A 22436-nucleotide genomic window follows, 5' to 3' on the forward strand; every position below is an offset into this window, starting at 1 on the left:
GTACTATTATTTGTTTGAACTTCTGTGGTAAGTTTTACCGTCTAACCATTCTTGAACAGCTAAAGCGTGTGGTTTTGGTAATTTTTCGTAAAATTTAGAAACTTCAATTTGTTCTTTATTTTCAAAAACTTCTTCTAGACTATCATTGTAAGTCGCAAACTCTTCTAATTTTTCAGTCAATTCTTTTTTAATCTCTGAATTAATTTGATTTGCTCTTTTAGCCATAATGGTAATTGCCTCATACACATTTCCTGTTGGCTCTTCAATAACTGTTTTATTATAAGTTATTGTGTTTACAGGAGCATTCGTCTTTTTTAAATCCATGACTTTATTTTATTTAGTAAATTTTTGTAAATCTGTTTCAACTCTGGCATTCATTTCGTCTGCCTCTTTCTTATATTTTGTATCGCTTTTAAACTTCACTAAATTAGCATAGCATGTTTGCGCAACCTTTAAACGCTCTTCCATTTTTGCAGGAATACTGTTAATTGCCAATTTGTATGCTGAATCGTATTTATAAAACAATGCATCTTCTTTAAAAGGCGTTCCAGGAAAATCAGCAATAAAGTTATCAAAAGCGATCAAAGCCGATTTATAATCTGAAATTGTATTGTATCCTTTAGCATTTTCGTATGCTTTTTTCTCTAATTTGCCATTTAACTTTTGAACAGCCTCATTTGCTTGAGGAATATATTCAGAGTTTGGATAATTATCAATAAAGGTTTGCAATTTTTCTAATGCTTTTACAGTATCAGATTGATCTAAACTGTAAACTGGCGATAATTTAGAATAGCTATATGCTCCTAAAAAAGCAGCTTCTTGAACTTTTTCACTTCGTGGATATCCTGAAACAAAAGCTTCAAACTGATAACCAGCTAAATAATATTGCTTTGTTTTATAATATGACTGCGAAAACATATAAAACAGTTTTTCTGCCTGAGGTTTACCTCTATATGAAGTTGCTAATTGCTCAAAAAGACGAATCGCTTTTGTGTATTTACCAGCATCATACATTTTTGTTGCCATTTCAAATTTTGCTGCAACATCTTCATTTTTCAACGCTTTTTGATATTCTCCACAAGAATAAAAAAGAGTTACAACAATTAAAAGCAATAGTGTTTTTTTCATTTTCTTACTGTTATTACAATCTCTCAGACAATTTTATGCCAAAGTGAAATTGCACCGAAGTTTCGGTGGCAAATTTAGTTATTAATTTAGCTACTGCAAAATAATTTTTTAGTATCTTAAAATACTAGCACTTTAACAATTATTTAATGCTGTTTTTTACAAAGTCATTTAGTCTTGTTGCTAACGAATCATCAACAGAAACTAATGGAAGACGAACTGTATTCTCAGCAATTCCAAGGGCTTGAAAGATTTGTTTGATTCCGGCTGGATTTCCCTGCTCAAAAATCATATCGATACTGTCTGATAAAAAATAATGTGTTTTAAACGCGTCAAATGCTTTTTTATTTAATCCTAAACGAATCATTTCTGAAAATTCTTTCGGAAAACCTTGTCCAATTACAGAAATAACTCCTGCTCCACCTGCCAAAACGATCGGCAATGCCAACATATCATCTCCAGAAATTACCAAGAAATCTTTTGGTGCGTTTTTAATAATTTGCATTGCCTGAGCCATATCCCCAGCAGCTTCTTTAATGGCCACAACATTTTTAAAATCGTTAGCCAATCGCACCACTGTAGAAGGAAGCATGTTGCTTGAAGTTCTTCCTGGAACATTATATAGAATTACAGGAACCGGAGAAGCTTCAGCGATTGCTTTAAAATGCTGATAAATCCCTTCCTGAGTTGGTTTGTTATAATATGGAGAAACAGATAATATCGCTTCAAAAGCAGAAAAATCTCTTGTTTTTAATTCCTCAACAATCTGCATAGTATTATTACCTCCAACTCCTAAAACTAGAGGCAATCTTCCTTTGTTTACATCGATTACAGTCTTTATAACCAACTCTTTCTCATCTGCTGTAAGGGTCGCATTTTCTGCTGTTGTTCCCATCACAACAAGATATTCCACTCCACCATCTATAGAGAAGTTTACGATTCGCTGTAAAGCTTCAATATCAACTGAAAAATCTTTTTTAAATGGCGTCACAAGTGCAACACCAGTTCCTATCAATGATTGCATATTATTAATTAATTTATTTTATATTTTTTAAATACCTAAACAATTCTGAAACGAAAAGTTTATAGTTTCCTAATTCCGTACTAATCATCAAGCGGTTTAATCTTTGATCTACAGCAGAAAATCCAATTTTGAATTTAGCTTTTGACTTGCTCGTAATCAACATCAAAATATTGTTTTCGACATTGTAATAACTTAGCAAAAGATCAAATTTTGAATTCACAAACTCATTTAAAAAAGCTTCCGTTATTTCTCCCTTCCAATTGATGTGTTTTTCACTAAAAGTCGGGCGAGAATAGACTTCTTTTTCCTTGAATTTTCCTTTGTATGCAACAACTTTTATATTTTCTGAAGCTATTCCGTGGAGTGTCAACTCCTTTATTAGTGCTTCTGAATATTCAAAATTGCTCTCATCTATCAATAAACCAATCGTTTGAACGTTTTTAATAAATACTTCGCTTTTTTCATTATTTAAATTAACATTTAATGATTTTTTTACAAAAAACTCCTTTATATAATTCAAAAACATAGTACTTTTACCAGATTACAAAATTAATTATTTAAGTTGCATTTAAAATGGTAAAACTAAAAAAGTATAACGGATTTTTAAAACTTTTTGTTATATTCTTAACACTTTTTTTAATCTCTTCATGTAGTAAGAATAACTACAATTTAACAAAAATTGAAGGGAAACAGGTTCCAGTTACTGAAAACGCTGGAGAAACTTCTGAAATTGAAAACTTTATTAAACCTTATCGCGATCATATCAATCAGGATTTGGATAATGTTTTGGCTTATTGCCCAGAAACACTTGACAAAAGCACAGGGAAATGGCAAACTGGCATTGGGAGCTTGATGGCAGATGTTTGTGTACAAAGAGGAAACATTGTTTTTAATGCTAGAGAAAAGAAAGATATTGACCTATGTCTTTTAAATCATGGTGGTATTCGCGCTATTCTTCCAAAAGGAAATGTTACAACAAGATCGGCTTTCGAAATTATGCCTTTTGAAAACAGCTTGGTTGTTATGGCTTTAAAAGGTGAACAAATATTAGAAATTGCGGCTTATATTATTAAGGAGAAAAAACCTCAACCATTGTCTGGAATGACTTTTACAATTACAAAAGACAACAAGGCAAAAAATATCATGATACAAGGCAAGCCATTAGACCTAAACAAAACGTATTACGTTGCCACAAACGATTATTTGGCAAATGGAGGAGACAGCATGACTTTCTTTGCAAAAAGCACTCAAAAGTTTGACTTAAATTACAAACTTAGAGATGTACTAATTGATTATTTTAAAGAAGTAGACACGGTTGTTGCTCCAAAAAATATCAGAATTACAGAAGAATAAAAAGGGTTCGCCACGAATTACACAAATTCGCACAAATTAAAAAAATCCTTAAAAAATAATTTGTGTTAATTAGCGAAATTAGTGGCTAAAAAAAAAATAAACTACATAGCCTCTGGCAAAAAATATATAAAATGAAAAGAAGAGAGTTTATCGAAAAAACAGCAGCAAGTACTGCCCTATTGAGTTTAGGATTGTCTTTGAGCAGTTTTGAAAGTAACGATATTAAACATTTAACAATTCTACATACTAATGATGTGCATAGTCACATTGACCCTTTTCCTGCTGATGATCCGCGTAATCCTAACAAAGGCGGGGTGTCTCGTCGTGCGGCATTGATTGAAACGATTCGAAGAGAAAATCCGAATGTACTCTTATTGGATGCTGGAGATATTTTTCAGGGAACTCCATATTTTAATTATTATGGAGGTGAGTTGGAGTTCAAATTAATGAGTATGATGAAATATGATGCTTCTACAATTGGAAACCACGATTTTGATAATGGTCTTGACGGATTATATGCTCAGCTTCCGCATGCAACGTTCGACTTTATCAACTCTAACTACGATTTTAAAAATACGGTTATGGACGGACATGTAAAACCGTACAAAATCTTTAACAAAAACGGAATTAAAATTGGTGTTTTTGGTGTTGGAATCGAATTGCAAGGTTTAGTAGACAAAAAGTTATACTTGGAAACAGTTTACAACAACCCGGTGGAAGTTGCTCAAGATATGACAAAGCTTTTGAAAAAGGAGCAAAAATGTGATTTGGTAATTTGCCTTTCGCATTTAGGTTATAAATACAAAGATGATCCAACAAAAATTAGCGATTTGACATTTGCTGAACAAACACAAGATATTGACTTAATTATTGGAGGACATACTCATACTTTCTTAGACAAACCTACAATTGTAAAAAATAAGGATGGAAAAGATGTTTTGGTAAATCAAGTTGGATGCTACGGAATTAATTTAGGTCGTATCGATTTCTATTTTGACAAAAACAAAGCACATACCAACCAAAGTGCAACTATTGTTGTATAGTCTTTCTTTGAATTCTAGCTTTTTCTAAAAAGTATTCTACCATAAAGAAATAAGCTAGAATTTGAGTTGTATCTCGTATTAAAACTAAGACAACCGAATACGAGAAATATTCATTAAAAATATAAAAGATATCGGAAAAAATGTAGCTTATTGCCATAAGGGACATTAGCAATGCTATGTGTGTTCCTTTGGTAATATAACTAACAAAGCAGAAATAGCTTAGTAAACTCAGAACGATTCCGTATACGGTGTATATCATTATAAATTTTCTCATGCTGTCGAGCTGCAGGCTCAAAACAGAGATTAATAAATAAACGATAAAAACAACTACAATAGAAATGGGTAGAATATCTCTTCTGGTTAACTTTATTCGTTCGTGTTCCCGAATAAATATTACGACGATTAAAATGTAAACAATTAAAAAGCTGAGAACACCTCCAATTTCGGAACTTTCAACATCCATTAAATCATAAACTTGTCCAACAAAACAAAAGAAGAAAATTAAACTTTCTATTTTTCCGATTTTGAACTCACTGCTAATTAAATAATAGATAAAAATAGCAGGGAGAACAATCGCTTTTGCATATGTTGCAAAAAAGTCTTGTTCTGTCCAATCAAAAATGATTGTACACAACAAGCCAAAAAAGAACAAAATTAATGACGGTTTGTTAGGCTTCATTTAATTTGTTTATAAAATCTTCTTCTGATAATATGGTAATGTTCAACTTTGTTGCTTTCTCCAATTTTGCTGGTCCCATATTATCTCCCGCCACTACAAAATCTGTTTTTGCAGAAATTGAGCTTCCTACTTTTCCTCCGTTATCTTCAATAGTTTTCTTTAATTCGTCTCTAGAAAATTGACTAAAGACACCAGAAACTACAAAAGTTTTTCCAACAAATTTATCAGTAGCATTTGGGTTTATTTTTTCTTCAATTTCAAATTGAATTCCATAACTTTTTAAACGTTCAATAATTTTTCTATTCTCCTCGTTTTCAAAAAATTCAATAACACTTTTAGCAATTCTTTCTCCAATCTCATCAACCAAAATTAAGTCCATTAAAGAAGCTTGAGCCAAAGCATCTATATTTTTATAATGTTTTGCCAGTTTTTTGGCAACTGTTTCTCCAACAAAACGAATTCCTAATGCAAATAATACGCTTTCGAACGGAATTTCTTTTGATTTCTGAACTCCATTTACCAGGTTCTCAGCTGATTTTTGAGCCATTCTTTCTAAATGCAGAATATCTTCTACTTTTAATTCATACAAATCGGCATAATTATGAACTAAATTATTTTTGAAAAGCAGCGCCACTGTTTCTCCTCCAAGGCCTTCAATATCCATTGCTTTTCTTGAAATATAATGTTGAATTCTTCCAATAATCTGAGGGGGACAACCATAAAAATTAGGACAATAATGATTCGCTTCTCCTTCGTTTCTAACCAATTCGGTTTGACATTCTGGGCAATGTGTAATATAATGTGTCTTTTCTGAATCTTCTGGTCGTTTCTCTAAATCTACTGCAATGATTTTTGGAATAATTTCTCCTCCTTTTTCAACAAAAACGGTGTCATTTATTCTAATGTCTAATTTTTCAATTTGATCGGCATTATGAAGAGAAGCTCTTTTTACAATTGTTCCAGCTAACTGAACAGGTTCTAAATTGGCAACAGGCGTTATTGCTCCGGTTCTTCCAACTTGGTATGAAATTGATTTTAATTTGGTTGAAACTTGTTCTGATTTAAATTTGTATGCAATTGCCCAACGTGGCGATTTTGCTGTATAACCTAATTCTTCCTGATGCTGAATACTGTTAACTTTTACAACAACGCCATCAGTTTCATAAGGCAAATTATGACGGTGCACATCCCAATAATCAATAAAATCAAAAACTTCGTGCATGCTGTTGACTAATTTTGCTTCTTTAGGAACTTTGAATCCCCAGCTTCTAGCAGATTCTAATCCTTCATATTGAGTTTTGAATGGAAGATTGTTTCCTATTACAAAATAAAGCAAGCATTCTAGCGGACGTTTGGCAACCTCAGCGCTATCTTGCAACTTTAAACTTCCCGAAGCTGTATTTCTTGGATTTGAATATGGAGTTTCTCCAATTTCTATTAATTCTTGGTTCATTTTCTCAAAACCAGCAAATGGAAGAATAATTTCTCCACGAATATCAAATTTATCAGGATAGTTTCCTTTTAAATGCAACGGAACTGATTTTATAGTTTTGATATTACTTGTTACTTCATCACCTTGAAAACCGTCCCCGCGTGTTAGGGCTTGAACTAGTTTTCCGTTTTCGTACGTAATGCTTATTGAGGCTCCATCGTATTTTAATTCGCAAGTGTATTGCAAGTTTACGTTTCCTAAAACTTTTTGAATGCGGTTTTCCCAATCTAAAAGATCTTCTTTAGAATAAGAATTATCCAAAGAATACATTCTGTATTGGTGAGCGATTGTTTTGAAATTTTTAGTAACGGTTCCTCCCACTCTTTGTGTTGGTGAATTTTCGTCAAAAAACTCTGGATGTTTATTCTCTAAATCTTGAAGTTCTTTCAATTTAATGTCAAAATCATAATCTGAAATTGTAGCATTGTCTAACACATAATAATTATAGTTGTGCTGATTAAGTTCATTTCGTAATGTTTGAATGGTCTCTTGAATGCTCATAAATAGTAAAATATTGCAGATTATAATAATGAAAAACTGAATATCAAAATTAGAATTTATTTTTGTTCAAATGCAGAAAAAATAAAAGTTTTAAAAAATCAAAAATCAGACTGCAAATTCATGCAGTCTGATTCTCTCCTTGTCCATTATTCTTAAAAAAGAATTTAAAAAACCAACTTCCAAATGGTTTCGACGTTTTATATTTTAAACTGAAAATCAATACTTTACAGCGAAAATATAAAATTATTTTTGAATAATGATAAAATCTGAACGTCTATTTTGCGCATGCTCTTCTTCAGAACATTTTACACCATTTTTACATCTATTGACTAATCGAGTTTCTCCATACCCAATTGCGCTTTCGATTCTAGAGGCATCTATACCTTGCGAAAGAATATAATCACGAGTTGATTTTGCTCTATTGTCTGAAAGTTTTAAATTATAAGCATCTTTTCCGCGTGAATCTGTATGAGATTCAATTTTGATTCTAATGTTTGGAAATTTCTGCATGACAAAGACAACTTTAGACAATTCTTCAACTGCTTTTGGAGTGATATTGTACTTGTTATAATCAAAATAAATTGGATTTACATCGACTTTTTCAACTCCTTGTTTTTTAACAACCAAATCATCATAATTGCTCAATTCAAAATTTACATCTTTTATTTCGCCCCCATTTTCTGAAGTGGTTTCTACAGTTTTATCGTCACTGCTGTAATTTGGTTTTGCCGCAATCATTTTGACAACTTTGTTGCAAGGCACTTCGATAGCATATTTTCCATCAAAATTTGTTTTGGTTTCACCTAAAATTTCGCTAAAAGAATTGTAAGCCATTATTGTAACATCTGTTAAAGGCTTTTTCGTTTTGTGATCTATAGCCATTCCAGAAATACTTTGATTGCAAACAGGTTTTCCTTTTACAAAAGAATAAATGTCATCATCACCTTTTCCTCCCTCTCTATTTGAAGAAAAATAGCCGTAAGAATCTGTCTTATCAATTATAAAAGAAAAGTCGTCTTTATTACTATTTATAGGTGCTCCAAGGTTTTTTGGTGTAGAAAAAGTTCCATCTGGCAGAAGTTTACTTTCGTAAACATCCAAATCTCCCCATCCATAATGTCCATCAGAAGAAAAATATAAGACTCCGTTTTGGAAGAATGGAAAAACCTCATTACCAATAGTGTTAATATTTGTTCCTAGATTCTGAGGCGAACTCATTGTACCATCTGCTGCGATTTTTACCATATAAAGATCGGTTTCGCCTTGTCCTCCTGGCATATCTGAAGCAAAGAAGAGAAATTGTCCATCTTCGCTTAATGCAGGATGTCCAACAGAGTAATCGTTGCTGTCAAAAAATACTTTCTGCGGATTTTCTAGTTTATTGTTAACAATTGATCCTTTGATAATTTGAAAATTATTGACTTTTGCTTCATCAACGACTAGTTTGTTTTTCTTAACAATATTGGTTGAATAATACATTGTTTTTCCTTCGCTATCAAAACTAGCTGTTGCCTCATGGTATTTAGTCATGACGTTTGGAATAAAAACTGTTTCGTTAAATAAACTTCCATCTGCCGGATTTCTCTCAGCAACGTACAAATTAAGAAAAGGCTGATTGTTCCAAGTATACAATTTTTCGCTGAACTTTGTCGTGTCTCTGGCAGATGTAAATACTATATTGTCTTTAAAAAATGTGGCTCCAAAATCTGATTTGCTAGTATTAATATCAAGATTTTTAATCGTATAAAGAGGTTTTGCTTTTGCAACGCTGTCCATGTATTTTTTTTGGGCAACGTATCTATTAATCTCTGCTTTATCACCTTTTTTATCTAAATATTCTTTTGTGATTTTATCGGCTTCGTCATAATCCATAACGGCTTTCATAGATTGAATATAGCGTAGGTAATAAATATCAGTAAGATTATTTCCTTGAACTTCATACAATTTTCTATACCATTTAAGGGCGTTTCTAGAATCAGAAATAAAATAATAGGAATCTGCCGCATTCTTCAAAGTCTGTGCTGATGGATCTTTTATATTTTGCAAACATTCTTCGTAAGCTTTTGAGGCATCTAAGTACGAGAAGTTTCTAAACAAAGCATCAGCTTTCTTCAAATTAGTTTTTTGAGCGAAACTAAATGTAACGCTCAAAATTAAACATAGGATATATAGTTTTCTCATAAGTTTTGTTTTTAGAAGAATCGAGGAGATTTAATTTTGCTTTGGTTTTTCACAAATTGATAACGCAAGATGAATTCATGCGAACCATCATTGTATTTGTTCAATTGGCTTACAGTATAATCAAAAGCATATCCAAGATAGAAACTTGGTGATATTTGAAAACCTGCCAATATGCTTATCGAATCATCTGTTCGATATGCTCCTCCTATAACAAACTTTTCCTGAATCATGAAATTTGCTGATATATCTGCGGTAAGTGGTGCTCCGCTGACTGCTTTAACTAAAAATGCTGGTTTAAATTTCAAATTTGGATTCAAATCAAAAACATAACCTCCCATTAAATAGTAGTGCAAACGATCATAATCTATAGATTCTTTTACATCGTCATAGTAATCATTCTGAATAAAACTTGGAATAGAGAATCCCACATACCATTTTTGTGTGTAATAGTAAACACCTGCCCCTACTGCTAATTTCATCTGATTGTTAATGTTCTGATTTAACAAAACGTCGTCATCATCATAGTATCTTCCTTTGGACCAATCGATGTTTAAGACTCTCGTACCAGCTTTTATACCAAAAGCCAATCTTTTTTCATACCCAAGAGGGATTGAATAAGAGAAATTTCCATCAAGATACAATTCGTTGGAAGGTCCAATTTTATCATTAACAACACTCAAACCTAATCCTAATTTTTCATTTCTAAGAGGAGAATGAATCGAGAAAGATTGTGTTTCTGGCGCACCTGGCATTCCTACCCATTGAGAACGATATAAAAGAGCTGCTTCTATGGTTCCGGTAGACCCAGCATAAGCTGGGTTTACCGCCATAGTATTATACATATACTGGGTATATTCCGGATCTTGTTGTGCCGAAGCACAAACCGTGATAAAAGAACATATTAAAATTAAATACGTTTCTAATGATTTTATATATAGTTTCATAACGATACTTATTTAGTTTAATTAATTAGATGATTAATAGAAGTGGATTATCTCATAATAGATAACCAGCCTTTTTTAACCGTTCCATCTCCAATGGTTATCACATAAAAATAAGTACCTGTTGGCAACATATCTCCTCTATTAACAACTCCGGATACATTTGCTGTACCATCCCAATCATTCTCATAGTGTGTTTTACTATACACTAACGCTCCATATCTATTAAACACTTTAAGTTCGTTATTTGGATGAGACTCGATACAATCAATTCTGAACAAATCATTTTTACCATCATTATTCGGAGTAAACTCATTGTAAACTGTCAAACAAATTGGCACTAATGTTACTGAAGCTGAGTTGTTTGATGTATCAACATCTAAAGGAGTCGAAATTTCGATGTTTGCGACACTTGTATAGTTTCCGCTTGGCAACACTTCTGCAACCACTGTTAGTACTACACTTTGTCCAGCATTTAATGATGGAATTGTCCAAACCTGTGTTGCTGGATCGTATGTTCCTGCTGTTGCAGATGAACTTACTAATTGCAGACCACTTGGAAGTAAATCACTAACGATCGTATTTATAAAATCGCCTTCGCCCACATTATTTACCGTTATTGTAAATGTTACCTGATCTCCAAAATTCGGAGTTGGATTATCTACAGTGTGAGTAATTGTTAAATCTGAACAACTAGCAACAGTAACATTTAAAGTCTTAATTGTTCTTTCGTCACAATTATTAACATAAGCTACCGTTACTGTTCCAGGACCAATATCTGACCAAGAAACTGTTACAGATCCGTCGTTTGTACCTCCACCTGAAACAATTGTACCACCGTTAATCGTCCATACGTAATTAGACTTACCATTTGCAATTGAATAAGTTACACCTTTGAAAACACATGGAGTATCATCTGTAGATGTGATTTGAACTGCAGCATCGTTTTCGAATGCAATTGTAACACCTAATCTCGGTCCGTTATCACAGCCATTAAACGTGTTAGCCAATGCTCCCGCATAATAAGTTGTCGCAGTAAGCTGAGTAGTATTTGCTAATGGTGTTCCTCCAGTCGCAGAGGCATACCAAACTACATTTGCTTCATTTACAAAAATATTCGCTAAAGTTGGTATAGCAGATAAACAGAATGTTTGCGTTGTTCTTGGTGTTGTTATTACACTTGGAGAATTCACATTTACAATTACTGCTAATCTTACAGGATTCTCACAACCATTAACGCTTGAAACTGCACCATAGTAAGTACCTGTTGCTAAAGCTGTTGTTGGTGGAAGTGCTGTTCCGCCTGTCGCTGTACTATACCACACAACATTTGCTTCGTTAACTTGGATATTTGCAACTGTTGGCGAATTTAATGTACAGAAGTTTTGAGTTGTATCATTTGTAGTTGGTGTTGAACTTGGATTGTTTACTGTAACCGTTACCTGTAAACGAGTTGAGCTTTCACAACCAGACGGATCAACAATATTTCCGTAATAAATTCCAGAAGCAAGTAATGTCCCTGCTAGTATTGCCGTTCCTCCTGTTGCAGCAGTAAACCATGTTACATTGCTTTCGTTAACTTGTATACTTTCAACAGTTGGCCCATTTACAGAACAGAAAGTTTGTGCTGTATTATTTGTTGTTGGATTTAATGTATTACCAACTGTTACAGCTACTTGTAATCTTACACTGCTTTCACATCCTGTTGTTGGATCTTTTATTGCTCCAAAATAAGTTCTTGTAGTTAATGCATCTGTTGAAGCAAAAGCCGTTCCTCCAGTTTGTGTAGCATACCAAACTACATTGCTTTCATTCACTTGAATATTGGCAACTGTTGGATTTGTTCCCGTACAGAAAGTCTGCGCTGCAGCATTTGTCGTTGGCGTTGCAGGATCAGTAACATTGACTGCAACTGGAAGTCTTGTAGCACTTTCGCAGTTTGTAGCCGCGTCTTTAATAGCCGCATAATATGTACCAGTGGTTAAAGCCGTCGTAGAAGGAATCAATGTTCCGCCTGTTAAAGCCGTGTACCAAACAATATTCGATTCATTAAACTGAACGCTTGCAAATGTTGGCGCATTAACTGTACAGAAATTTTGCGTTCCCGCTGTCACCAATGTTGGAGTTCCCGGATCGTTTACATTTACTGTAACCGCCAATCTTACTGAACTTTCGCAGTCTGTAACCGGATCTTTAATTGCACCATAGTAGATTCTGCCTGTTAATGCATCTGTTGAAGCAAATGCTGTTCCTCCTGTAGCTGCATCATACCAAACTACATTGCTTTCATTCACTTGGATATTGGCAACTGTTGCAGCAGCAGATAGACAGAAATTCTGAGTACTCTGTGTAGTTGTTGGCGTTGCTGGATCTGTTACAATAATATCAACTGGAAGTCTTCTTGCACTTTCGCAGTTTGTTGTAAGATCTTTAATTGCAGCATAATATGTACCGCTGGTTAAAGCCGTAGCAGAAGAAATCAATGTTCCGCCTGTTAGAGCTGTATACCATACAATATTCGATTCATTAAACTGAACACTTGCAAAAGTAGGTCCATTAACCTTACAGAAGTTTTGTGTTCCAGTTGTAACTAAAGTCGGCGTTCCTGGATCGTTTAAGTTTACTGTCACTGCCAATCTCACTAGACTCTCACAGTCTGTAACCGGATCTTTAATTGCACCATAGTAGATTCTGCCTGTTAATAGATCTGTTGTAGCAAATGCTGTTCCTCCTGTAGCCGCGTCATACCAAACCACATTGCTTTCATTCACTTGGATATTGGCAACTGTTGCAGCAGCAGACAGACAGAAATCCTGAGTAGTATCTGTCGTTGTTGGCGTTGCGGGATCAGTCACAATTACATCAACTGGAAGTCTTGTAGCGCTTTCGCAGTTTGTTGTAAGATCATTAATTGCCGCATAATATGTACCGCTGGTTAAAGCTGTTGTCGGAGCTATTAATGTTCCGCCTGTTGCAGCTGTATACCATACAATATTCGATTCATTAAACTGAATGCTTGCAAAAGTTGGCGCGTTAACTGTACAGAAGTTTTGTGTTCCTGCAGTCACTAATGTTGGAGTTCCCGGATCGTTTACAATTACTGTAACTGCCAATCTCACTGAACTCTCGCATCCTGTAACTGGATCTTTTACTGCTCCATAATAGATTCTGCTTACCAATGCATCTGTTGATGCAAAAAGGTTTCCTGCCGTAGCCGCATCGTACCAAACCACATTGCTTTCATTCACCTGGATATTGGCAACTGTTGGTGCAGCAGACAGACAGAAATTCTGAGTGCTTTGTGTAGTTGTTGGAGTTGCAGGATCTGTAACATTGACTGCAACTGGAAGTCTTGTAGCACTTTCGCAGTTTGTAGCCGCGTCTTTAATAGCCGCATAATATGTACCAGTGGTTAAAGCCGTCGTAGAAGGAATCAATGTTCCGCCCGTTAAAGCAGTGTACCAAACAATATTCGCCTCATTAAACTGAACGCTAGCAAATGTTGGCGCATTAACTGTACAGAAATTCTGTACTCCTGCAGTCACTAATGTTGGAGTTCCTGGATCGTTTACATTTACTGTAACCACCAATCTCACTGAACTCTCGCAGTCTGTAACCGGATCTTTAATTGCGCCATAGTAGATTCTGCCTGTTAATGCATCTGTTGAAGCAAATGCTGTTCCTCCTGTAGCTGCATCATACCAAACTACATTGCTTTCATTCACTTGGATATTGGCAACTGTTACAGCAGCAGATAGACAGAAATTCTGAGTACTCTGTGTAGTTGTTGGCGTTGCTGGATCTGTTACAATAATATCAACTGGAAGTCTTGTCGCACTTTCGCAGTTTGTTGTAAGATCTTTAATTGCAGCATAATATGTACCGCTGGTTAAAGCCGTAGCAGATGAAATCAATGTTCCGCCTGTTAGAGCTGTATACCATACAATATTCAATTCATTAAACTGAACACTTGCAAATGTTGGCGCATTAACTGTACAGAAATTTTGCGTTCCAGTTGTAACTAAAGTCGGCGTTCCTGGATCGTTTAAGTTTACTGTCACTGCCAATCTCACTAAACTCTCACAGTCTGTAACCGGATCTTTAATTGCACCATAGTAGATTCTGTCTGTTAATAGATCTGTTGAAGCAAATGCTGTTCCTCCTGTAGCCGCGTCATACCAAACCACATTGTTTTCATTTACTTGAATATTGGCAACTGTTGCAGCAGCAGACAGACAGAAATCCTGAGTAGTATCTGTCGTTGTTGGCGTTGCAGGATCAGTCACAATTACATCAACTGGAAGTCTTGTAGCGCTTTCGCAGTTTGTTGTAAGATCATTAATTGCCGCATAATATGTACCGCTGGTTAAAGCTGTTGTCGGAGCTATTAATGTTCCGCCTGTTGCAGCTGTATACCATACAATATTCGATTCATTAAACTGAATGCTTGCAAAAGTTGGCGCGTTAACTGTACAGAAGTTTTGTGTTCCCGCAGTCACTAATGTTGGAGTTCCAGGATCGTTTACAATTACTGTAACTTCTAATCTCACTGAACTCTCGCAGTCTGTAATTGGATCTTTAATTGCTCCATAGTAGATTCTGCTTACCAATGCATCCGTTGATGCAAAAAGGTTTCCTCCTGTATCCGCATCGTACCAAACCACATTGCTTTCATTCACTTGGATATTGGCAACTGTTGAAGCAGAAGACAGACAGAAATTCTGAGTGCTTTGTGTAGTTGTTGGAGTTGCCGGATCGGTAACATTGACTGCAACTGGAAGTCTTGTATTGCTTTCGCAGTTTGTAGTCGCGTCCTTAATAGCCGCATAATATGTACCGGTGGTTAAAGCCGTCGTAGAAGGAATCAATGTTCCGCCTGTTAAAGCCGTGTACCAAACAATATTCGATTCATTAAACTGAACGCTAGCAAATGTTGGCGCATTAGCTGTACAGAAATTTTGCGTTCCTGCTGTCACTAATGTTGGAGTTCCTGGATCGTTTACATTTACTGTAACTGCCAATCTTACTGAACTTTCGCAACTTGTTAGTGCATCTGTAGCGGCTCCATAGTAGATTCTGCTTGTTAATAGATCTGTTGATGCAAATGCATTTCCTCCTGTAGCTGCATCATACCAAATTACATTACTTTCATTCACTTGGATATTAGCAACCGTCGATGCACTAGACAAACAGAAATTCTGAGTCATATTTGTCGTTGTTGGTGTATTTGGGTCACTAACTATAATTGCTGCATGTTGCAATGTTCCTGCTAAATTTTCGCAAGTATTAGTGCTTGACACAGCAACATAATATGTTATTGGACTTACTGCTTTTGTCAAACCTGCGGCAGTCAAAATACCTGCAGCATTTATTGTATAAGTAACTCCCGCTATAACAGCTCCATTTGTAATAGGCTGTGTTTTATTTGCATCTAAATACCAAGTAAATAAAGGGCTTGATAATGTAGGTGCTGTTGGAGTTAATGATGCTGATAAGCCTGGACAAACCGTTACATCATCTACTAAAATATCGTTTACTGTTGATGGAGGTAAAATTGTAAATGTGATTTGTTTTCTATCTGCAGCTGCAGTTTCACACAATTCATCTGAACTCACTCCAACAAAATAAGTATAAGTTCCTGGAATTAATCCATTAACTATCAACTGAGCAGTTGTTTCACCTGTAACTAAGTCAGTTGTTGAACCATTTAATTTATACCAATGATAAACAGGATTCGTTAAAGCAGGTGTTCCTGTTAAACCCGTTGCTAAAGTTACAGATCCTGAAGCTGAACAAATTGAAGTTGCAGTTCCTCCATTTAATGTAATATTAGCCAAAGCATTTACTGGAGCAGTACCTTTTACTTCAACAGTAACTTCTCCTCTTGCATAACTTTCACAGCCATAACGTACTGGCTGCACGTAATATCTGTAAATACCTGCAGTTAAATTATCCGGCACTGTGAAAGTTGGCCCGCTTGCAACTAAGTTTCCACCTGTCTGTGCATCGTACCATCGATAAGTAGAACAATCCACTTCAGGTATCTGGAGCGTAATATCGGTTCCTGGACAGACCGTAATCTTATTTTGAGGATCTGCTCCAATGACAGTTGTATTGGCTGTTCTTTCTACAGTATGAACTCTTAAGAAATCTAACACTCCTACGACACCACCTAAACGAATTCTAACTCTATCGTAAATTTCTGTTGGAGAAGATACCAATACCATTGCCAAAGAATTTCCTGGCAATAGCTTTATACTTAATAATTGACTCGTATTTTGGATTGGAGCACCAACCGCTACATTTCCTAAATAACGTTGAACTGAGAATCCTGTAAGTAGATTAACCGTTAAAAGAGCACCAGGTTTAGAAACTACAATTCGTAATGTATCACTAAGAACAGAAGGTGTTTTAAATTGCACCGTCAAATCTGCAGCTGCCGCAACCCCAACTCCACTATACATTGTAGCAAAAGTTGTTACGTCATTATCAGCAACATTCCAAGCATCACTTACTCCTATTAAAGCAGTTGCTGCGCCCACAGGAAGGTTTATATCTGTTGCACCGTAAAAAATATCCTGAATATCTCCTGGAGTACAAGTTACAGAGGTAACTGGTTTATTATAATGAGCATCAAAGACTTTTGTACTTTGAGCAACACTTAAAACTGAAGAAGATACAATACGAATACCATCATAATCTTGTGGACCAGATGCATCTGAAGGAACAAATGTAAACTCATAAGTATTATCTCCTGAGATTAAGTTTAATAATGATCCTGATACTGGCTGCATTGCCCCAATAAGATTGCCATTTTTTGTCCCCACTACTGATAAATTCTGACCAACAGCCAATAAACTATATTCAGAACCTAATTTAACTGTAACTGGAGTACCTTTAGCTATAGTAGAAGGCCAAGTTAGATTTTGCCATGTTGTCCCAACACCTAAAAGCCCTAAACCTGTCGTAATTGTTGAAAATGTCTGAGGGTTTCCATCGACTGCATTTGGTCCATTTGTAACATCCCCTGTAATTATAGAACCTTTAGTTTGTGCTGTAGCATAAACTCGTTCTGTTAAATTTTGACAGCTTGTAAGATCAATCACATTGATTATCTTAGTTGCAGTTGTAGTACAAGTTCCAATAGTCGCAACAGCAGTATAAGTATAAACTCCTGGAACGTTCAACGGGCCAGTTGTAAACGGAGGACCTGTAAGGGCAACTCCTTGTGGATTAAACCATGTAACAGTTCCTGTAGAAGTAGCATTTAAGGCAACATCAGTTCCAACATTTACAGATTCTTGCGGATTGGTCACCACTAAAGTTGGCACTTGATTAATTGTTACCGTAACAGACTGTTTCGCTGACGGACAAGTGCTTGTAGTACTCTGTGCTTGTATAGAATAAGTACCACTTACTGTTACATTTGCAGCAGCGTCGGCTGTCATTACATTATTTGAAGGATCATAAAAAGTATAAGTAACAGTTGAATCAAAATTAGTAATTGCATTAGCCAAATTAGCACTACCACAAGCTTGCAGTGGCGTAGGAATAACAGTCAAAGGTGTGACTGAAGGCAAGTTAACAGTCACTAACTTCAAATCTCCAGTACCATTTTCACACGTACCGCCATTTACTGCAGAGATATAATAATTGTGCGTAGTACCAGTTAAACCTGAAATCGTAAGTACTCCATTAGCATCTTTAGCAAAAGTTGCGGTTCCAATTGTAGTTCCATTTACAATTTCTTGAGCTTTAGTCTGATCTGTATAATATTTAAATGTAGCTCCAGCAATTGTTGTTGTAGGAGCTATTACTGCCGCTCCTGCACAAGTTGCTTCAATAGGAGTAGCAATATTAATGTTTGCACCTGTTGGAATTGGCAATACATTAACAGTAACTGCTTGACGTAAACTGTTTACACAAGTTCCTCCACGTGTAGCTTCTAAATAGTATGTCGTTGTTGTTGTTAATGGAGCTGTTGGAGCTACACTTACAATATTGCCTCCTGTAGAAGCGTCATACCAAACAAAAGTTTCTCCCCCTGTTGACGAAGCTGACAACGAAGCTGTCTGTCCTGCACAGATTGGCGTTGCTGCTCCTGTAATGGTAGCATTTGCAAATCTGTAAGAAGCATCATATATATCTAAAGAAGAAAGTGCAGTTAATAGTCCTGTTAAGCGAACCTGAACACTTGTAAATGCTCCAGCCGCAACAAGACTTGCTCTAAAACGATTACCTCCTAAAAGCTGTACATTTAATAATGAGCTAATATTAGTCTGATCACCATTTGGATTCCCTCCATTAAAACTTTCTAAGCTAATATTAGAAAGTGCGCTAATATCAAGTAATCCTGTAGGAATACCTAATTCCACATCAATAATATCACCTGCTTGTCCTGAAGAAGTAAAAGTCAATGTCTGTTGAATATAATCAACTACGCCTAAAGGCACTGAAAGCGTAGCTGCTGTAGTGTTGTCACTATCAATAGAATTTCCGTCATTCACCGAACCACATGATAAACAGCCCGTTAAACCGCCTTTTGTTACCACTTGAGAATTGGCTCTAAGACAGTTGCTTATTGCATTGATTACAGTAACATTTATAATTCCTCTAACTGGGTTTGCGCAATCTGTTAACACATTCGAAGCTTCAACATAATAAGTTTTGTTAGCAATTAAAGCTGGACTCGGAGTAAAGCTAGTTGTATTAAAAGCTACAGAAGCACCTCCTGTTGCTGCATCATACCAATTGTATCGAACACCTCCAACTGGATTTTGAACCTGCAAGGTAACTGTTTGCCCTGACTGAATAAGAACATCTGAAGATGCAAAAGTAGGTGTTGCTGGCAAAGGATTAACTGTCAGTGGCACAGCAGTACGCGTTGTAGTCGAACAACTGCCAATAACTGCTTCAACATGGTATGTAACATCTGCAGTTAAAGCTGGTGTTGTAAACGTAGTTCCTGTAAATACTAAATTGCCGCCTGTTGGAGCATCGTACCAATTATAATCAGTACCTGCAACTGGAGCATCTACGGATAATGTTGTGGATTGCCCACTGCAAATAGTTGAAGGCGATGCTGTAATAGTAGGTAAAACAGGGTTATCAATTAATACTTGAACCGAAGATCTTACGCTATTTACACAACCGTTTCTTGTAACCTCAAGATAATAAGTCGTTGGTGCAGTTAAAGCTGGTGTTGTAAATGCAGCTGTAGAGGCTAAAGAAGTACCACCTGTAGCAACATTATACCACTTAACTGTTTCACCCACTGCAAGTGCTGCAGTTAATGTTGTTGTTGTTCCGCTACAAATAGCCGTATTTCCTGTAACAACTGGTGCTTTGTAACGATATGTTGCCTGATAAATATTTAATGTAGACAAAACTGTTGCCACAGCTCCCAATCGAATCTCTACGCGATCAAAATTAGCTCCTGCAGTTACACTTGCTCTAAAGCGATTTCCTGACAATAATTGTAAATTAATTAAAGGATTTGTTATGGCTACTCTATCATTATTATATATTGTACCATTATAAGTTGCCAAGCTCACAGCTCCTAATAAAGAGAGATCAGCGAGACCTCCAGGTAATTCCAAATCGACATCAACAATATCGCCCGCTTTCCCTGGATTAGTAAATTGTAATGTTTGCTGAATTGATGCAGCAACTCCAACTGGAACACTTAAACTTGCTGCAGTTCCAGGATTACCATCTACAGAATTACTCAAATTAGTTGCACTACACAATAAACATATCCCGACTTGACTAGTTACTTGACTGCTAGCTTCAAGACATCCTCCTAATGCTGCAGGCTGAACCGTAACTGTAACAGGAACTCTCGTTGCGCTAACACAATTTCCGTTAGCACTTTGCGCTTCAACATAGTAGGTTTTGGTAGCCGTTAAAATTGGTGTAGTAAAAGTTGATGTATTCGTTGCAACAGCTGTTCCGCCAGTTGCAGTTTCGTACCAATTTAATTGTGTTCCCACATCTCCTGTGGCGCTTAAAGTTGCATTTTGGCCAGATTGTATCGTTACACTTTGTGTAAGAATTGTAGGTGTAGCAGGTATCGCTGTAGAAGTGACACTAACCGAAGTACGTGAACTAACACAACTGCCAATAGCAGCCTCCACAAAGAATTGAGTCGTTCCTAAAGGTACTGTTGGAGAGTAAGTAGTTCCGCTAGCTAAAGCAGGACCACCAGTTGCTGAAGAGTACCAGTTGTAAGTTGTTCCAGGGGCAGCATTTACAACCGATAAAGTCGTTTGCTGAGTTGCACCTGTCGAACAAACCGTTGTTCCAACATTACTAACTGCTGGAATTATTGGATTAGAAACATTCAAAACCACAGGCACACGAACATTTCCTTCGCAACCTGCAGCTCTAGTTATTCCTATATAATATGTCGTATTTGCTGTTAAGGCAGGAGTCGTATAAGTATTTCCTACTGCCAAAGCAGTTGTTGAAAATTCAGAACTATACCAAGCTAGCGTAGTACCCACAGCTGGTGTTGCTGTAAGAGTTGTTGGAACTCCCGCACAAATAGTCTGTGATAAACCACCAGATACAGTTGGTTGCGCAAATTCAAGCCTAACATCGTAAACTCTCAAGGTTGCTAAAAGAGCTACCAAACCACCTCCAACTTGAATTTGAATCTGGTTGGTATCACCTGTAATAGGAAATTTGGCAACCGCAACAGTATTACCGCTTAATAAGTTTAAATTTAAAAGCGGACTGTTTAAAGCTACACTTGAACCTACATTAGCTCCAGAATTTTTAGCTTGAACCGTTGCATTTGATAACAAAGTTAAATCAAGCAATCCGTTCCCGGTACCAAAGTATATTGCAACTTGATCACCGGCTCGGGCCGTTTGGTTTAAAGTCATTGTTTCTTCTGCAAAACACCCAGCCACTGCAACACCATTTGATAAGGTTGCATAAGTGGATAAGCCAGCGCTATCAAAAGCATTGGCGGGACTATTAACATCTACTCCTATACACAAAAGTCCTCCTCCCGTACTATTTGTTTGAGACACTGGTCTACAAATAGTCTGAGAGAATGCATTAGTGCATACTAAGAATAAAGTTAAAAGTCCTAATAATCTCATTTGAGGATTGAGACTACAAAAAGTAAATTTTTTTTTCATAATTTGGAAGATTAGAAAATGGACAATAAAACACCTCTCGCAGTAAGTGCAAGCACCTACGCAATTAAACAATCAATTAAAAATGAAACAGTTAAAACAAAAAATAGTCAGCCCTATAATGAGCTTAAAAACTTTGTTTTATTAAAAAAAATTATGTTGAATTCGGTATACCAAAATATACCAGAGAACAAATTCTATCTCCGAGAGACAAAATAAGTTCCGTTTTTTGTAGGAAAAAATGATTATAATCAATTTCCCTGAGGAGTGATTTGTTGCAGGTCTAATTTTCATAATGAAAATTTTTAGTTGAAATAGAACTGGGGATTCTCTCTATATATAGTCAATTCATTTATTTAAGAAAGTTGATTAGTCCGTCCTTAAAATTATCGTACTAAAAAAGTCGATTTTGAATCTGGTTATATTCAATAAAATTTTTGCTCCTTATAAACAACCCTTCGAATAGGAAAATAATAAGACAGCAAACTAAAATGTAAACCTTTAAAAAAGAAATTAAATATTGAGTAACGATTAAATTTATCGTTGAAATGTAGTAAGCTTAATAAAATAAAAAATAAAGCTAGAATAAAGTAAACAACTAAGGTAAATTTGATAAAGAAAGTAATTGTCAATTCCATACGCAGATTTATTAGGTTATTTTATAATTTTTCAATTTTCAATCTTAACAACATGGCAAATAAATTTATAACCAATATGTCTTGAAAACCAGAAGAAAAACTTTGTTTAACTTTTGTTACCTAAAATTAGGAAAAACAAAAACATAAAACAAGCATAAAATTCTTATAATTTATTCTTAAAACGTCCATTTCAAAATTATAGACCCTACAAAACATCAGAAAAAACGCTACTTTTAACATAAATACGTATCGATTTTCTAATTAAGCAAAACATTAAACAAAATATGTTAAATTGATTTAAAATAAGTTTAA

11 protein-coding genes are annotated in these 22436 nt (G+C 35.5%); 2 read left to right on the plus strand and 9 right to left on the minus strand.

Translation table 11 applies throughout. The annotated features are described in order from the left end of the window. Positions 1-6: 6 nt before the first annotated feature. The 4 genes from JC605_RS10360 to JC605_RS10375 all read right to left on the minus strand — a co-directional run bounded on the left by JC605_RS10360 (position 7) and on the right by JC605_RS10375 (position 2675). Complete coding sequence (locus JC605_RS10360; protein ID WP_008463064.1) at positions 7-324, minus strand: DNA-directed RNA polymerase subunit omega; 318 nt, start codon at positions 322-324, stop codon at positions 7-9. Positions 325-333: 9 nt separating this feature from the next. Further along, positions 334-1128 (minus strand): outer membrane protein assembly factor BamD, encoded by a 795-nt coding sequence (locus JC605_RS10365; protein ID WP_198856099.1) that lies wholly within the window; start codon positions 1126-1128, stop codon positions 334-336. Between the two features lie 139 nt (positions 1129-1267). Continuing rightward, a complete protein-coding gene (gene dapA / locus JC605_RS10370; RefSeq protein ID WP_198856100.1) occupies positions 1268-2149 on the minus strand; it encodes a 4-hydroxy-tetrahydrodipicolinate synthase in 882 nt (293 codons plus the stop codon). Positions 2150-2162: 13 nt separating this feature from the next. Continuing rightward, positions 2163-2675 carry a hypothetical protein gene (locus JC605_RS10375; RefSeq protein WP_198856101.1) on the minus strand — a complete coding sequence of 171 codons (513 nt, stop codon included), beginning with the start codon at positions 2673-2675 and terminating at the stop codon, positions 2163-2165. 47 nt (positions 2676-2722) lie between these two features. On the opposite strand from JC605_RS10375, the gene JC605_RS10380 reads away from it, so the two are divergent. Beyond that, on the plus strand, positions 2723-3502 hold the full coding sequence (locus JC605_RS10380) for a 5'-nucleotidase C-terminal domain-containing protein (protein ID WP_198856102.1): 780 nt from the start codon (positions 2723-2725) through the stop codon (positions 3500-3502). Positions 3503-3633: 131 nt separating this feature from the next. After that, positions 3634-4545: a bifunctional UDP-sugar hydrolase/5'-nucleotidase gene (locus tag JC605_RS10385; protein WP_198856103.1), complete on the plus strand. Its 912-nt coding sequence runs from the start codon at positions 3634-3636 to the stop codon at positions 4543-4545. Here JC605_RS10385 and JC605_RS10390 read toward each other — a convergent pair. The 5 genes from JC605_RS10390 to JC605_RS10410 form a co-directional block, all read right to left on the minus strand. Further along, positions 4532-5224 carry a hypothetical protein gene (locus tag JC605_RS10390; RefSeq protein WP_198856104.1) on the minus strand — a complete coding sequence of 231 codons (693 nt, stop codon included), beginning with the start codon at positions 5222-5224 and terminating at the stop codon, positions 4532-4534. The genes JC605_RS10385 and JC605_RS10390 overlap by 14 nt on opposite strands. Next, a complete protein-coding gene (gene ligA, locus JC605_RS10395) occupies positions 5214-7217 on the minus strand; it encodes an NAD-dependent DNA ligase LigA (protein ID WP_198856105.1) in 2004 nt (667 codons plus the stop codon). Before ligA ends, JC605_RS10390 begins: the two co-directional genes overlap by 11 nt. Positions 7218-7460: 243 nt before the next feature. After that, entirely contained in the window at positions 7461-9398 is a 1938-nt protein-coding gene (locus tag JC605_RS10400) for an OmpA family protein (RefSeq protein WP_198856106.1), read from the minus strand. 11 nt (positions 9399-9409) lie between these two features. Next, the gene (locus JC605_RS10405; RefSeq protein WP_198856107.1) at positions 9410-10342 is read right to left on the minus strand and encodes a type IX secretion system membrane protein PorP/SprF; all 933 of its coding nucleotides are present in this window, start codon (positions 10340-10342) and stop codon (positions 9410-9412) included. 47 nt (positions 10343-10389) lie between these two features. Continuing rightward, positions 10390-21489 (minus strand): gliding motility-associated C-terminal domain-containing protein, encoded by an 11100-nt coding sequence (locus tag JC605_RS10410; protein ID WP_198856108.1) that lies wholly within the window; start codon positions 21487-21489, stop codon positions 10390-10392. Between the last annotated feature and the right edge of the window lie 947 nt (positions 21490-22436).

Source organism: Flavobacterium sp. IB48 (genome assembly GCF_016405855.1).
In the GTDB taxonomy this organism is placed as follows: Bacteria; Bacteroidota; Bacteroidia; order Flavobacteriales; family Flavobacteriaceae; genus Flavobacterium; species Flavobacterium ginsengisoli.